The 15,034-nt window shown below is 65.3% G+C and carries 10 protein-coding genes; 5 read left to right on the top strand and 5 right to left on the bottom strand.

What is annotated here, in order from left to right; translation table 11 throughout:
- Positions 1-80 precede the first annotated feature (80 nt).
- Both H928_RS0104915 and H928_RS0104910 read left to right on the top strand, forming a co-directional pair.
- Positions 81-815 (top strand): FadR/GntR family transcriptional regulator, encoded by a 735-nt coding sequence (locus H928_RS0104915; protein ID WP_021025511.1) that lies wholly within the window; start codon positions 81-83, stop codon positions 813-815.
- Between the two features lie 59 nt (positions 816-874).
- Positions 875-1,774, top strand: coding sequence for a 5'-nucleotidase (locus H928_RS0104910; protein WP_021025510.1), 900 nt, complete (start codon positions 875-877; stop codon positions 1,772-1,774).
- A 93-nt stretch (positions 1,775-1,867) separates the two neighbouring features.
- Here H928_RS0104910 and H928_RS0104905 read toward each other — a convergent pair whose 3' ends face one another.
- The 4 genes from H928_RS0104905 to H928_RS26180 all read right to left on the bottom strand — a co-directional run bounded on the left by H928_RS0104905 (position 1,868) and on the right by H928_RS26180 (position 7,776).
- Positions 1,868-4,009, bottom strand: a complete 2,142-nt coding sequence (locus tag H928_RS0104905; RefSeq protein ID WP_021025509.1) for a TonB-dependent receptor domain-containing protein — start codon at positions 4,007-4,009, stop codon at positions 1,868-1,870.
- 290 nt (positions 4,010-4,299) lie between these two features.
- Positions 4,300-4,758: a hypothetical protein gene (locus H928_RS0104900; RefSeq protein ID WP_148293051.1), complete on the bottom strand. Its 459-nt coding sequence runs from the start codon at positions 4,756-4,758 to the stop codon at positions 4,300-4,302.
- 171 nt (positions 4,759-4,929) lie between these two features.
- Complete coding sequence (locus tag H928_RS0104895; RefSeq protein ID WP_021025507.1) at positions 4,930-5,403, bottom strand: DUF1854 domain-containing protein; 474 nt, start codon at positions 5,401-5,403, stop codon at positions 4,930-4,932.
- Between the two features lie 24 nt (positions 5,404-5,427).
- Positions 5,428-7,776, bottom strand: coding sequence for an ABC transporter ATP-binding protein (locus H928_RS26180; protein WP_084635694.1), 2,349 nt, complete (start codon positions 7,774-7,776; stop codon positions 5,428-5,430).
- A 224-nt stretch (positions 7,777-8,000) separates the two neighbouring features.
- Between H928_RS26180 and cphA (H928_RS0104885) the strand changes: the two genes are divergently transcribed.
- The 3 genes from cphA (H928_RS0104885) to H928_RS0104875 all read left to right on the top strand — a co-directional run bounded on the left by cphA (H928_RS0104885) (position 8,001) and on the right by H928_RS0104875 (position 13,397).
- The gene (cphA, locus tag H928_RS0104885) at positions 8,001-10,181 is read left to right on the top strand and encodes a cyanophycin synthetase (protein ID WP_027010564.1); all 2,181 of its coding nucleotides are present in this window, start codon (positions 8,001-8,003) and stop codon (positions 10,179-10,181) included.
- A gap of 79 nt (positions 10,182-10,260) precedes the next feature.
- The gene (cphA, locus tag H928_RS0104880) at positions 10,261-12,843 is read left to right on the top strand and encodes a cyanophycin synthetase (RefSeq protein WP_021025504.1); all 2,583 of its coding nucleotides are present in this window, start codon (positions 10,261-10,263) and stop codon (positions 12,841-12,843) included.
- Positions 12,844-12,908: 65 nt separating this feature from the next.
- Positions 12,909-13,397, top strand: coding sequence for a CreA family protein (locus H928_RS0104875; RefSeq protein WP_021025503.1), 489 nt, complete (start codon positions 12,909-12,911; stop codon positions 13,395-13,397).
- Positions 13,398-14,168: 771 nt separating this feature from the next.
- Here H928_RS0104875 and cobA read toward each other — a convergent pair.
- Positions 14,169-14,975: a uroporphyrinogen-III C-methyltransferase gene (gene cobA, locus H928_RS0104870; protein WP_021025502.1), complete on the bottom strand. Its 807-nt coding sequence runs from the start codon at positions 14,973-14,975 to the stop codon at positions 14,169-14,171.
- Positions 14,976-15,034 lie beyond the last annotated feature (59 nt).

Here is a 15,034-nt window from a genome sequence, read left to right as displayed (position 1 = left end):
CATTTGGGCCAGACGGCGGCTTACACTGCTGCTGGCCTTCCGGTTTTGGCGGAGCGGCCGATGAACGGAATACGCGCAAGATGCCCAACAAGCTGGTCCCTCCGGTTGACGACGACAGCCGCACCACCGGTGTCAGGTCCTACCAGGACCTCGCCAGAAAAATCCTGGAAGAAACTGCCACAGACAGTGCGGCGGCCGACCAGCGCCTGCCGTCGGAGCGCACGCTGGCCGACATGTTTGGCGTCAGCCGCACTGCCGTGCGCGAGGCCATCATTGCGCTGGAGGTGCAAGGCCTGGTCGAGGTGCGCCTGGGCTCGGGCATCTACCTGCAGCCCAGCGGCGCCAGTGGCCCCAGCCGCCTGCCCGCCTTTGATGTGCCCACCGGCCCCGGCCCGCTGGAAACCCTGCGCGCCCGCGTGCTGGTCGAAGCCGAGATAGCTGCCGCCGCTGCCAGCGAGCGGCGCGATGCCGACCTGGACCGCATGCTCGACGCCCTGGCCACCATGCGCCTGCAGCTGGCCGACAAGGACGCCTATGACGCCGCCGACCGGCGTTTTCACCTCGCCATTGCCGAGGCCACCGGCAACCGCGTGCTGCAGCACATGGTGGAGGCCATGTGGGACAACGCCCGCCAGGACCCGCGCTGGGACAAGATCGAGCAGCATTTCCACTCCGAGCAGCTGCGCGAGGCCAGCCTCAAGGACCACCAGGCCATCTTTGCGGCGATCGCCGAGCGCCAGCCCGCGCAGGCGCGCCAGGCGATGCAGCAGCATTTGGGACGCGTGATCTCGCAGTTCTCCCAGGCTTGGTATTAAGTCAAGAACAGCGCAGCCACTGCGCTATATTGGCCCTCAGTTCAGCAACAAGGACGGCCATGGCTGCCACTCTCGAAAACAAGCTGGTGGTCGCGATCTCCTCGCGGGCGCTGTTCAACTTTGAAGAAGAAAACCGGGTTTTCGAGCAGGACAAGGACCAGGCCTATGCCCAGCTGCAGCTGCAGCGGCTCGATATCCCCGCGCCACCCGGCGTGGCGTTCTCCTTGGTGCGCAAGCTGCTGGCCTTCAACAGCGGCGCAGCACAGAAGGTCGAGGTGGTGCTGCTCTCGCGCAATGACCCGGTCAGCGGCATGCGGGTGTTCCGCAGCTGCAAGGCCCATGGGCTTCACTCCATCCAGCGCGGGGTGTTCACCCAGGGGCGCGACCCTTTTCGCTACCTCAAGCCGCTGGGCGCACACCTTTTTCTGTCGGCCAATGCCACCGATGTGCAGCAGGCGCTGCAGCTGGGCTTTCCGGCCGCGCGTGTGCTGACCGAATCGGCCCAGGCGCAGGACAGCCACCCCGATGAAGTGCGCATTGCCTTTGACGGCGATGCGGTGCTGTTCTCCGATGAGGCCGAGCGCGTCTTCCAGGCCCAGGGGCTGGATGCGTTCCAGCGCCATGAGATCGAGCATGCCACCCGGCCGCTGCCCGATGGCCCCTTCAAGCCGCTGCTGGCAGCGCTCCACCGGCTGCAGCAAGACACGCAAAGCCAGATGCGCATCCGCACCGCGCTGGTCACCGCCCGCAGCGCCCCCGCGCATGAGCGCGCCATCCGCACCCTGATGGACTGGAACATCGGCGTCGATGAAACCATGTTCTTGGGCGGCCTGGCCAAGGGCGAGTTTCTGCGCGAGTTCGAGCCCGACTTCTTCTTTGACGACCAGACCGGCCATGTGACCAGCGCAGCGGCCCATGTGCCGGCCGGGCATGTGAGCAGCGGCATCTCCAACCTCTGATCGCCTCCGCCCAAGCAAAACACAAACGCAAAAAAGCCGCTGGCTCCTGGTGGAGACAGCGGCTTTGGCGCTCAGGCCTGGGTTATCAGCTGCTTAGAACTGCTTGATAAAGCCCAGCGAGACCGCACGGCCCTGCAGCGGCGCCGCGTTCTTGATGAACGAGGTGTGGACGTAGGCCAGCTTGTTGGTCAGGTTGTCCAGCTTCAGGTAGACCTGCCATGGGGTGCCATCGCTGGAGGTCTGGTGGTAGCTCACGCGCCAGTTCAGCATGCCGTAGCCAGGGGTCTCGGTTTCATAGTCCGCGACCTTGTTCTGGCGTTTGACCAGCTGCCACTGCGCTTCGCTCCTCCAGTTGGCCCATTTGCCGGCCACGCGCAGGCCTACGCGGACAGGGGCCAGGCGCGGGATCTTGCTGCCGTCTTCGAGCTTGGCATGCACCAGGTCACCGGTGGCGCCCACCGTCCAGTTCGCATCGATGCGGTGCTGGATCTGGCCTTCCAGACCGGTGAAGGTGGCGGTCTGCTGCGCATACTGCAGCAGCTGCAGGCCGTCGTGCTCATCGACGGTGCGGCCGTAGATGTAGTTGTTCACCCGGTTGCGGTAGACATTGACCGAGTAGGTCGTGTCGCCCGCAGTGCGCGCAATGCCGATGTCGATATTGCCCGAGCGCTCCTTGCGCAGATCGGGGTTGCCCAGCTCATAGGTCGAGGTGGCCATGTGCAGGCCGCGTGCATACAGCTCTTCGGCCGTGGGCAGGCGGCTGGCCGAGGTGACATGGGCGCTCAGGCGGTAGCCCGGCATAAAGCGCCAGCTGCCGCCCAGCGACAGCGAATTGCCCTTGTGCTTGCGCACCAGGCCGTCGTCATTGGCATAGACGCTTTGCCAGTCGTGGCGCAGTGCGGCCTCGACGCCAAAGTCGCCAAAGCGGCGCTCTTCGAGCAGGTAGACGCCCTGGCTTTGCGTGCGGGTCGGCTGCACATAGGCTTCCTCACCAGTAGCACTGAAGCGGCGCTGCGCGGCCTCAAAGCCGACCAGACCGGTCCAGCCGGCAATCGGCTCATGCAGCACATCGACACGCATGTCATGCGCGCGGTTCTTGAAGCTGGTGGAGATCTCGCCGCCCTCGATCTCGTCGTGGTGGTAGCGCGTCACGCCGCCGCGCACACGGATGGCCGACACACCGGCAAACGGCTGGCGCCACTCGGAGCGCAGGTCATAGCGCTCGCTGTGCATGTCCACCACCGGCACGCCTTCTTCCTCATGGTCGTGGTCATGGTCGTCATCCCCATGGTCATGGCCATCATGGCCGCCGCAGTGCAGGTGCAGGCCGTGGGTGTGGCAGCCTTCAAAGCTGTGGTTGTGGCCGGGCAGGCCGTAGCGTGCCTGGGTGCGGGTGTAGGCCAGGCCCACATAGCCGCTGTCGCCGATCCAGGACAGGCCAATGCTGCCGCCAGCATTGCGCGCGCGGCTGCCATCCACCTTGTTGCCCAGGCCCCAGCCGCTGCCCACGCGGTAGTCATCGGCATTGCGGGCCATGCCCTCCATATGCAGGGCAAAGGGGCCGGATCCCGCCGTCAGCGACAGGGCCGTCGCCGCGTCGTTGGCGCCCGTGCCGGCACGCACTTCGACCTGGCCTTCATAGCCCTTCTCCGGCACCTTGGTGGGGATCTTGTTGTCCAGCACATTGACCACACCGCCAATCGCGCCGGCGCCATAGATCAGCGCCGAGGGGCCGCGCAGCACCTCGATCTGGGTGGCCAGCATGGGCTCGCTCACCACCGCATGGTCGGGGCTGATGGTCGAGGCATCCTGGATCACCGCGCCATCGTTCAGTACCTTGACCCGCGCACCATCCATGCCGCGAATCACCGGGCGGCTGGCACCGGCACCAAAGTGCGTGGCCTGGATGCCGGGCTCATTGGCCAGGGTCTCGCCCAAACTGGCACCGCGCTTTTGCACCAGCTCATCGCCTTGCAGCACCGTCACCGGCGTGGTCATGTCATCGACCGTGCGGTTGGTGCCGCTGGCCGACACCGTCACCTCGGGCAAGGTGGTGGTCGCAGTGGTCGCGGTGGCCGTTGCCGGCGTGCTGCCCTCGGCGTTCTGCGCCAGCGCGGCGCTGCTCAGCAGCAGGCCGATCACCGCTGCTGCAACCGGGCGCAGATCCCGCGCCTGCGGTTTGGAAATTGCTGTGCGCGCCACCAGCGGCTGCGCCTGTTGTGCATGGAAACCCATGGTCTACCCCTCGAAAAGCACATGCATCCAGCGCATGTGCGCGCGCAGCCCAGCACTGCTGGCTGAACCGGCCCTGCGCCATAACGCCCGGCAGCTGCGCGGAAAAAACAAGACAGACCGGCCTGCGCTGCCCTGCACCATCAAAGGTCAAGGACTAGGGGCTGCTAACACGACCCAGCAAACCGAAGGTTTGCGATTGAGACTAGGCGCCAAGCCGCAGGCAGTACAGACGTACGACAAGGCTTGGCAACGACGTATCAAGGGTTGTGTTAACGGCCCTAAGGGCCGTGTCACTGGAACAAGGAGGGGGAGAGAGACGGAGGCCCACGCGCAAAGAACAGCGCCGGGCTTTGGCGCAGCAAGATGGCCAGCACGGTCGGCGCCGCTTCCTGCACCGCCCGCAGCAAGGGAGCTTGCAACGCATCGCAGAGCAGCCCAGCGCCCAAGGCCATGTGCGAGAAGCCCTGACAGTCGGCTTCGGAGTGCTTGCCAAACAGGTCATGCCCGCCATGGCCAGGGCTGACTACGGTATCGCTGCTGTCGCGCTCGCCAGCCGGTGCCGTGGCCATGAGCGCAGCCGTCTGCAGCGCGCGGGCATGGAGGTGGCTGATGTCATGGACCTTGCCCAAGAGCGGCAGGCACAGCTGCGCAAAACACAGCCAGCACAGCAGCGCCATCACCCAGCCACGCAGCGGCCTGGGCGCATGCGCCGAGACAGACAGAGGGTGGAGAGCGCGCAGGGAAGACACAGGCCGGGCAGACAATCAAACCAGGGGGCCGCGCAGACGACGGCCACTATTGCAAATGAATTGCATTATGCCTGTAAATGCCAGGCAAAGCAGCACCTGGGGGACAAGGCCCGCAAAAAGGCAAGGGCCCGCAATTCCGGGCCCTGCACTGCAGCTTGCGGTAGGGGCAGCTTACAAAAAGCGCTCCAGCAGCTTGCGCGAGGCCTTGTCGAGGCGGTTGGTATCGGGCAGGCGGTAGTGCACGCCATCGGCCGAGGTGATCAGCAGGTTCTGGCGGCCATGCAGCTTGCGGATGTCCTCTTCGGCCTTCAAGGTCATGTGGACGGGGCCCCGGTCAGTCTCCAGGGTCCAGATGCTGGGGACGGAGAACGTGGAGACGCTGACGATGCGCTCGATCAGCGGCTGGAACTCGCGCGCGGCCAGGTCTTCGTCGAGCAGCGCGCGGGCGGCCGGGTCCACCGCGTCCATATCGGCGATCCACAGCACCTCCTTGCCGTCTTCGCCGACCAGGGAGATGCCCAGCGATGGGGCCGACAGCGGAAAGGCGCGCACCGGGTTGACCTGGTGGGGCCTGCCGTCCTTGTCCAGAACCAGGCGGCCAAAGGGATTGCGGCTGAGCGCCAGCGGAGAGGAAACGGTTGTCATGAAAAGGCTTTCCTGGGCTGCTGATCAGCGGTTGTCATCGGACCCGTCCACATGGGACTTGGGCAGGGGCTGCATGTCATAGGTCACGCCCGCAGCGCGCGCGGTGACCACGCCAGCGGCTTCGGCATCTTCCTCGGCGCGGCGCGCCTGCGCCATGTACAGCCGCCAGTAGGCGCCTTCCTGGGCCATCAGCGCATCATGCGATCCGACTTCGACAATCTCGCCGCGGTCCATCACCACCAGGCGGTCGGCCTTGCGCAGGGTCGACAGGCGGTGGGCAATCGCAATCGTCGTGCGGCCTTGCACCAGGTTGTCCAGCGCCCGCTGGATTTCCTTTTCAGTCTCGGTATCGACGGCCGAGGTCGCCTCGTCCAGGATCAGGATGCGTGGGTCGATCAGCAGCGCGCGCGCAATCGAGATGCGCTGGCGCTCACCGCCGGACAGGCCCTGGCCGCGCTCGCCGACCAGCGAGTCATAGCCATGGGGCAGGCGCAGGATGAACTCATGCGCATGGGCGGCGCGGGCAGCGGCCACAATCTCTTCGCGTGTCGCATCGGGCTTGCCGTAGGCAATGTTCTCGGCAATGGTGCCAAAGAACAGGAAGGGCTCCTGCAGCACCAGGCCGATATTGCTGCGGTAGTCGGACACCGCGATGCGGCGCACATCGACGCCATCGAGCTGGATCGAGCCGTCGGTCACGTCGTAGAAGCGGCTGATCAGGTTGACCAGGGTGCTCTTGCCCGAGCCGCTGTGGCCGACCAGGCCAATCATCTCGCCGGGGCGGATCTGCAGGTTCAGGTCCTTGATGACGGTGCGGCTGCCATAGCGGAAACCCACGCTGTCCATCGTGATGGCGCCCTGCACCTTGCCCAGCTTGACCGGGTTGACCGGGTCGGGCACGTTGCTCACATGGTCGAGGATGTCAAAGATGCGCTTGGCGCCGGCGGCGGCCTTTTGCGTGACCGACACAATGCGGCTCATCGAATCGAGACGCGTGTAGAAGCGGCCGATGTAGGCGATAAAGGCGGTCAGCACACCGACAGTGATCGAGCCTCCGGCCACCAGGTAGATACCAAAGGCCCAGACGATCAACAGGCCGATTTCGGTCAGCAAGGTGACCGTGGGCGTGAACAGCGACCAGGTCTTGTTGACCCGGTCATTGGCTTCGAGGTTGACCTGGTTGGCAGCGGCAAAGCGGTCAGCCTCGCGCTGCTCTTGGGCAAAGGCCTTGACGACGCGGATACCGGGAATCGTGTCAGCCAGCACATTGGTCACTTCGGACCAGACGCGGTCGATCTTCTCGAAGCCGGTGCGCAGCTTGTCGCGCACCGTGTGGATCATCCAGGCGATGAAGGGCAGCGGCACCAGGGTCACCAGGGCCAGCCAGGGGTTGATCGAGAACAGGATGGCCGAGGTCATCACGATCATCAGCACATCGGTCGCAAAATCCAGTGCGTTGAGCGAGAGGAACAGGTTGATGCGGTCGGTTTCGGCACCGATACGGGCCATCAGGTCACCGGTGCGCTTGCTGCCGTAAAAATCGAGCGACAGCTTGAGCAGGTGGTTGTAGGTGGTGGTGCGCAGGTTGGCGCCAATGCGTTCGGAGACGCGCGCTAGCACAAAGGTGCGCGCCCAGCCCAGCAGCCAGGCGATCAGTGCCGAGACCAGCAGCGCGCCCAGGTAGAAACGCACCAGGCTGGCATCGATCTTCTCGCCGTTCTGGAACGGGATCAGGATCTTGTCCATCAGCGGAATCGTCAGGTACGGCGCCACCAGCTGGGCGGCCGTGGTGCAGAGCGTCAGGACGAAACCCAACAACAATTGCATTTTGTAGGGTTTGGCAAAGCGCCACAGGCGCAGCAGCACCCAGCTCGAGGTCGGTGCATTCTGCTGGCGGGCGCAGGCCGGGCATTCTTCGCTGTCGGGGGGCAGCACGCTGCCGCAGACCGGGCAGAGCGAGCGCTCGTCCTCGACCACCTGGTAGGCCTCGTTGCGCAGCAAACGCTCACGTTGGCGCTCGAACTGCTGCATCAGGCCCAGCACCGCCGTCTGGTGGCTCAGGGTGATACGCCACAGGCCCAGGCGCTGCGCGCTGTCATGCAGCTCCAGGCTGCCCACGCCGCCATGGTCAAAAAAACGCAGGCTCAAATCCGTTGATAGTACCCACTCACTCCACTGCTGGGCATCGGGATCAAAGGCCAGAAGGCGCTCCGAGGTCAGCACCACCTGGCCGCTGCCGAAGCGCAAATCCGAGCTCAGGTCAACGGGAGTGACGGCAAGCACGTTTTCCAGGGTGTTGAGCTTGGCTCGCAATTGGGTTCCTAGCGGACCCGCAAAGAATGCTGACGCGTCCGCGGAATGAAGATGTTGCATAAGGCGTTTTTTCTCTCCGCACGGGGCGGTGGCAGTGGTCCGGTGAACAACCGCATATTATTGTGGCGAACGGCGGCATGGGTCGCCCCGCCCTCATCTGTCTTTAACGTCTGACATGCCCAATAGGCTGACAGCGATTAATCTGCCTCATTTGGGCGCACAATGCTTTCCCATCTACGGCGATTCCCCCCGGAATTGTTACTTATGTTTATCCGTTGATCGATATGGCGAAATTCAATACCATCCAACTCTTGCGCACCACGTTTTTGCGCGGCCCCAGCGTCTGGACTTACCGCCCCGTATTGGAGGTCTGGCTGGACCTTGGAGAGCTGGAGGACTATCCCTCGAACAAGATCCCCGGGCTGAACGAGCGCCTCACCACCTGGCTGCCCGACCTGATCGAGCACACCTGCGGCGTCGGTGAACGCGGCGGCTTTATCCAGCGCCTCGAAGGCGGCACCTGGATGGGCCATGTGATGGAGCACGTGATCATCGAGTTGCTGAACCTGGCGGGCATGCCGGCCGAGTTCGGCCAGACGCGCGAGATCTCCAAGCGCGGCGTCTACCGCATGGTGTTCCGCTGCCCCGAAGAGGCCGTGGCCCGCGTCGCGCTGGAGCATGGCCACCAGCTGCTGATGGCCGCGATCAACGACGAGCCCTACGACATCAAGCCGGCGGTCCATGCGATCAAGACGGCGATCAATGACCGCTACCTCGGCCCCTCGACCGGCTGCATCGTCGATGCCGCCAGCGAGCGCCGCATTCCCCATATCCGCCTCAACGATGGCAACCTGGTGCAGCTGGGCTATGGCGCTGCGCAGCGCCGCATCTGGACGGCCGAGTCCGACCAGACCAGCGCGATTGCCGAAGGCATTGCCCAGGACAAGGATTTCACCAAGCGCCTGCTGACCGCCTGTGGCGTGCCGGTGCCCGAAGGCCAGATCGTGGCCACCCCCGAAGAAGCCTGGGAAGTCGCCCAGGACATCGGCTTCCCCGTCACCGTCAAGCCGTCTGACGGCAACCACGCCAGGGGCGTGACCTTGGAGCTGTCGCAAGAGGCCGATATCAAGGCCGCGTTTGCGCTGGCCCAGCCCGAAGGCTCGGATGTCATCGTCGAGAAGTTCATCGATGGTGTCGAGCACCGCCTGCTGGTGGTGGGCGACAAGGTGGTCGCTGCCACCAAGGGCGAGACCGTCAGCGTCTACGGCAATGGCAAGGCCACCTTGCGTGAGCTGGTGGCCGTGCTCAACGAAGACCCCCGCCGGGGCCCCGAGCAGGAATACCCGCTCGACTGGATCAAGCTCGAAGCCGGCGCCGTCAAGCTCGAACTCAACCGCCAGCATGTCACGCCCGATTCGGTCATTCCACAAGGCCAGGGCGTGCTGCTGCAGCGCAATGGCAACATGGCCATCGACTGCCTCGATGACGTGCACCCCGACGTCGCCTACTACGCGGTGCTGGCCGCCAAGATCGTCGGCCTGGACATTGCCGGCATGGACATGATCTTGAAGGACGTCTCCCAGCCGATGCAAGGCCAGGGCGCGATTCTCGAAGTCAACGCCGGCCCGGGCCTGTTGATGCACCTCAAGCCCACCAGCGGCGCGCCGCGCCCGGTGGGCATGGCCATTGCCGACCACCTTTTCCCGCGCGAAGAAGGCGCCGGCGCGGGCCGCATCCCGATCGTCGGCATTGTCGGCACGCAGAACAATGCGTTCATCGCGCGCCTCGTAGGCTGGCTGCTGCAGCTGTCGGGCAAGCTCACCGGCGTGGCCAGCGACGAGGGCATGTTCCTGTCCAACCGCCAGACCCAGAAGACCAATACCGCCAACTGGGCCGGCGCCCATCGCCTGCTGACCAACCGCCTGGCGCAGGCTGCGGTGATCCAGACGACGGCCCGCTCCATCCTGGAAGAAGGCCTGGCCTATGACCGCTGCCTGGTCGGTGTCGTGACCGACATGCAGGGCTTCGAATCGCTGCCCGACCACGATGTGCTCGAAGCCGGCCAGATGCGCCGCGTGATGCGCACCCAGATCGATGTGGTGCTGGACGAAGGCGCTGGCGTGCTCAACGCCGACCTGCCCGAAGTGGCCGACCTGGCCGAGCTCTGCGACGGCGAAGTGGTGCTCTACACCACCGATGCGGCCAACGAAGCCGTGGCCGCCCACCGCGCCAACACCGAAGCCCAGCACGAAGGCGGCCGCGCCGTTCTCATCAAGGGCAACAATGTGGTGCTGGCCACCGGCGCGCAAGAGCGCGTACTGGGCACCCTCGATGCGCTGAGCCTGCCGGGCGGCAAGAAGCCCGACACCTCGGCCCTGCTTGCCGCCATCGCCACGGCCTGGGCGCTGGATATCACCCCCGATCTGATCGGCGCCGGTATCAAGACCTTCGAGTACAACGCCTGATACGCCGGACACGGCTCTCCACGACGACAAGCATGCACGGCCCGCTGATTCAGCGGGCCCTCCATCTGAAAGAAACACTATGCAGCTCTCCCGCACCCGTGCCTTGCGTGGCCCCAACCTCTGGACCCGCAGCACCGCCATCGAGACCATCGTGCGCTGTGAAGACAGCGAACAGCGCTACAGCACCATCCCCGGTTTTGAAGAAAAACTGCGTGCGCGCTTCCCCAATATCGCCCCGCTGCAGCCCCATGGTGCCGACCAGGCGCTGTCGCTCGCCCATGTGCTCGAAATTGCCGCGCTGTCGCTGCAGGCACAAGCCGGCTGCCCGGTCACCTTCAGCCGCACCCATGTGACCACCGAGCCCGGCACCTACCAGGTTGTCGTCGAATACACCGAAGAGGCGGTGGGCAAGCTGGCGATGGAAAAGGCCGAAGCGCTGATCCAGGCCACCTTGAACGACAGCCCCTTTGATGCCGAAGCCGCCATTGCGGCGCTGCGCGAGTTGGATGAAGACGAGCGCATCGGCCCCTCGACCGGCGCGATTGTGGACGCCGCCGTCGCCCGGGGCATCCCCTTCCGCCGCCTGACGACCGGCTCACTGGTGCAGCTGGGCTGGGGCTCCAAGGCGCGCCGCTTCCAGGCGGCCGAGATTGATTCGACCAGCGCCGTGGCCGAATCCATTGCGCAGGACAAGGACCTGACCAAGCGCCTGCTGCATGCCGCCGGCGTGCCCGTGCCCATGGGCCGCCCCGTGGCCGATGTGGAAGAGGCCTGGCAAGTGGCACTGGAAGTGGGCCTGCCCGTCGTGGTCAAGCCCCAGGACGGCAACCAGGGCAAGGGCGTGGTGGTCAACATCACGACCCGCGAAGGCCTGGAAGCCGCTTACAAGACCGCCAGCGAATTTGGCGACGAGATCATGGTCGAGCGCTTTTTGCCAGGCCACGACTTCCGCCTGCTCGTGGTGGGCGGCCAACTGGTCGCTGCTGCCCGCCGCGAGCCGCCCCAGGTGCTGGGCGACGGCCAGCACACCATCCGCGAGCTGGTGAACCTGGTCAACCAGGACCCGCGCCGGGGCACCGGCCACGGCACGGCGCTCACCAAGATCCGCCTCGATGACATCGCCATCGCCCGCATTGCCAGCGAAGGCATGACCCCCGACAGCGTGCCCGGCCAGGGCCAGCGCGTGGTGCTGCGCAACAATGCCAACCTGTCCACCGGCGGCAGCGCCACCGATGTGACCGATGACGTGCACCCCGAAATCGCCGCCCGCGCGATCGAAGCAGCGCAGACCATTGGCCTGCACATCTGCGGCGTGGACGTGGTCTGCGAGACCATGCTCAAGCCGCTCGAAGAGCAAAGTGGCGGCATTGTCGAAGTCAACGCCGCGCCCGGCCTGCGCATGCACCTGGCGCCTTCGTTCGGCAAGCCGCGCCATGTCGGCGTGCCGATGGTCGATGAGATGTTCAGCGCCGGCAACGACGGCCGCATCCCGCTCGTCGCCGTGACCGGCACCAACGGCAAGACCACGACCACCCGCGTCATTGCCCATCTGTTCACCTCGCACGGCTGGCGCACCGCGATGACCAACACCGATGGCGTCTACGTCAACGGCCGCCAGATCGACAGCGGCGATTGCTCGGGCCCGCGCAGCGCGCGCAACGCCCTGGCCCACCCCGAGACCGATGCCGCCGTGCTCGAATGCGCACGCGGCGGCATTCTGCGCGAAGGCCTGGGTTTTGACCGCTGCCAGGTCGCTGTGGTCACCAACGTGGGCGAAGGCGACCACCTGGGTCTGAACTTCATCACCACCAAGGAAGATGTGGGGGTCTTGAAGCGCGTGATCGTGCAGAACGTGGCCCCCACCGGCTACGCCGTGCTGAACGCCGCCGACCCGCTGGTTGCCGCGATGGCCCATGTCTGCCCCGGCAAGGTGATCTTCTTCGCCGCTGACCGCCACCACCCCGTCATGGCCACGCACCGCGCCCAAGGCAGCCGTGTGGTCTATGTCGACGGCGACAGCATCGTGGCCGCCGAAGGCTCCTGGCGCGAGTCGATCCCGCTGCGCGAGATCCCGATCACCCGCAATGGCGCGATCACCTTCCAGGTCGAGAACGTCATGGCCTCCATCGGCGCCGCCTGGGCCGCCGGCCTGCCCTGGCAGACCATCCGCCGTGGCCTGGCAGGCTTTGTCAACGACAGCGACAACGCCCCTGGCCGCTTCAATGTGATGGACTACCGCGGCGCGACGATCATCGCCGACTACGGCCACAACCCGGACGCCATCCGTGCCCTGATCCAGGCCGTGGAAGCCATGCCCGCCAACAAGCGCAGCGTGGTCATCAGCGGCGCGGGCGACCGCCGCGACGAAGACATCCGCGTGCAGACCGAAATGCTGGGCGAGGCCTTCGACGACGTCATCCTCTACCAGGATGCCGCCCAGCGCGGCCGCGCCGACGGCGAAGTCATCGCGCTGCTGCGCCAGGGCCTGCAAGGCGCCAGCCGCACCAGCTACGTGACCGACATCCACGGCGAGTTCATCGCCATCGACCATGCGCTCGCACGCCTGCAACCGGGCGACCTCTGCCTGGTGCTGGTCGACCAGGTCGAAGAAGCGCTGGAGCACCTGCAGCGCCACGTGGCCCAAGCCGCCGCCCAGGCCTGATCCGGCCCCCGCATGCACCGGCCACCGCGCCGGTGCAGCCCTCTCTTCTTTTTCGGACGCCCTCCATGCTGATCACCTCTTCCTGGCGCCGCACCCTCGCCGCCGCAGGCTGCCTGGCCGCCACCGCCGCCTGGGCCCAACCGGACACCATCGGCTCGGTGGACACGGTGTTCAAGTTCATCGGCCCCGACCACAAGATCGTTGTCGAGGCCTATGACGACCCTTTGGTCAAGGGCGTCACCTGCTATGTCTCCCGCGCCCGCACGGGCGGCGTCAAGGGCGCGCTGGGCCTGGCAGAAGACCGCTCCGAAGCCTCGATTGCCTGTGTGCAGGCCGGGCCGATCAGCATCGACAAGCCTTTGAAGCAGCAGGAAGAGGTGTTCAGCGAGCGGACCTCGCTGCTGTTCAAGCGTTTGCGGGTGGTGCGCATGGTGGATGCAGCGCGCAATACTTTGGTGTACATGACGTACTCCGATAAGGTGATTGAGGGCTCGCCGCAGAACAGTGTGACGGCGGTGGCGGTGCCTGCTTCTACGGTTATTCCGGTGAAGTGACCGGTAGCTGCTCTGCGCTGATTACTTAGGGCTGCAGGTTCGCTGCAGTGCTTCTTAATTTGCGTTTTTTACTACTGGCGTAGGGCTGCTGGCCGGGATTTGCGCCCGGCGGCGCAGTCACTTTCATTTGGCGCCAAATGAAAGTAACCAAAGCAAAGGCGCCCCTGCTGCTTGCGACCCTTCGCTTTGCGAAGGGCAACCTGTGTCGTGGCGTTTGTGGGGTGTGCCGCGAAACTCACTACGTGCTGAAAGCGCTCCGTTCGAACAGACGCGGCAAGCTAGTTCACGAAGCGCTGGCACTCTGCGGTGCCAGCGCCACCCCACAAACACCACGACCCAGGCGCATGCAAAAGGGGGATGCAAACAACAGCCAAATACCAGTAGGCCATCGCTACGCTCGGCCTGTTTGGGGGGCCGAGCGCAGCGATGGCCCGCGTCTGCTCAGTCCCCTTCTGAATGCGCCGAGGAGCACAGGGTATGGGCTGGGCAGTTGCACCGCAGAGTGCAACTGTTTCGTGAACTGACTCACCGCGTCTGTCTGAACGGAGCGCCTCTGGCGCGTAGTGAGTTTCGCGGTGCAGCCCATACCCGAGCACCACAGGTTGCCCGCAGCGAAGCGAAGGGACGCAGTCAGCAGGGGCAGCCTTCTTTTGGGTACTTTTCTTGGCTGAGCAAGAAAAGTACCTCGCCCGCCGGGGCGAGACCCGGCCAGCTGCCCTACGCCAGTAGCAAACAAAACGAACTAAAAAGCGCTGGGAAAAAACCAAACAATCAAGCCTGCCGCTCCAAAGGCTCCACCAACCCCTGCCACAACAAACTAGCATCCGCCAACCCAGCCACCTTCCCGATGACCATCATGCAAGGACTCCCCAACCCACTCCCCTGCAAACAACTCACCAAACAAGCCAAAGACGTCAACACCGACCGCTGACTCGGCAAACTAGCGTTCTGCACCAAGGCCACCGGCGTATCCGGCGCCAGGCCACCGGCCAGCAAGCCTGCTTCGATCAAAGGCGCCGCCGCCACCCCCATGTACACCACCAGGCTGAGCGACAAGGCCTCAGCCGTAGCGCCCAGCTGGCGCCAATCCAGAGGCTCCCCACCCGGCTTGGCATGGCCGGTCACAAAGACAACGCCATGGGCGTAGTCGCGGTGGGTCAGTGGCACACCCAGGCTGGTGGCAGCGGCCAGGCCGGAAGTGATGCCGTTGATGACTTCCACCTGCACACCCTGGGCCTGCAGGTGGGCGACCTCCTCGCCGCCCCGGCCAAAGATAAAGGGGTCGCCCCCCTTGAGGCGCACCACCGTCTCACCCTGGCGGGCGGCCATCACCATCAGCTTTTCAATAAAGGCCTGCGAAGTGCTGGCCCGGCCGCCGCGCTTGCCCACATAGATGGTGCGGGTGGCAGCGGGCGCCAGCGCCACGATGTCGGCGGAGACCAGGTCGTCGACCAGCAGCAAGGTGGCGGCCTGGATCGCGCGCCAGGCGCGCAGGGTCAGCAGCTCGGGGTCGCCCGGGCCGGCGCCTACCAAGTAGCAGCGGCCGGCAGCGAAGGGGGGGGTGGCAATGGCATGCATGGCAAGACCTTTCAAAAGCATCAGACAGAGGGCGCGAGCGCGACAGGGGCTACGCGCTG

It is taken from the genome of Comamonas sp. B-9 (assembly GCF_000410635.1).
GTDB lineage: Bacteria > Pseudomonadota > Gammaproteobacteria > Burkholderiales > Burkholderiaceae_C > Comamonas.
Note: the sequence above shows the minus strand (reverse complement) of the source record. Positions and strands in the feature narration are given on the sequence as shown.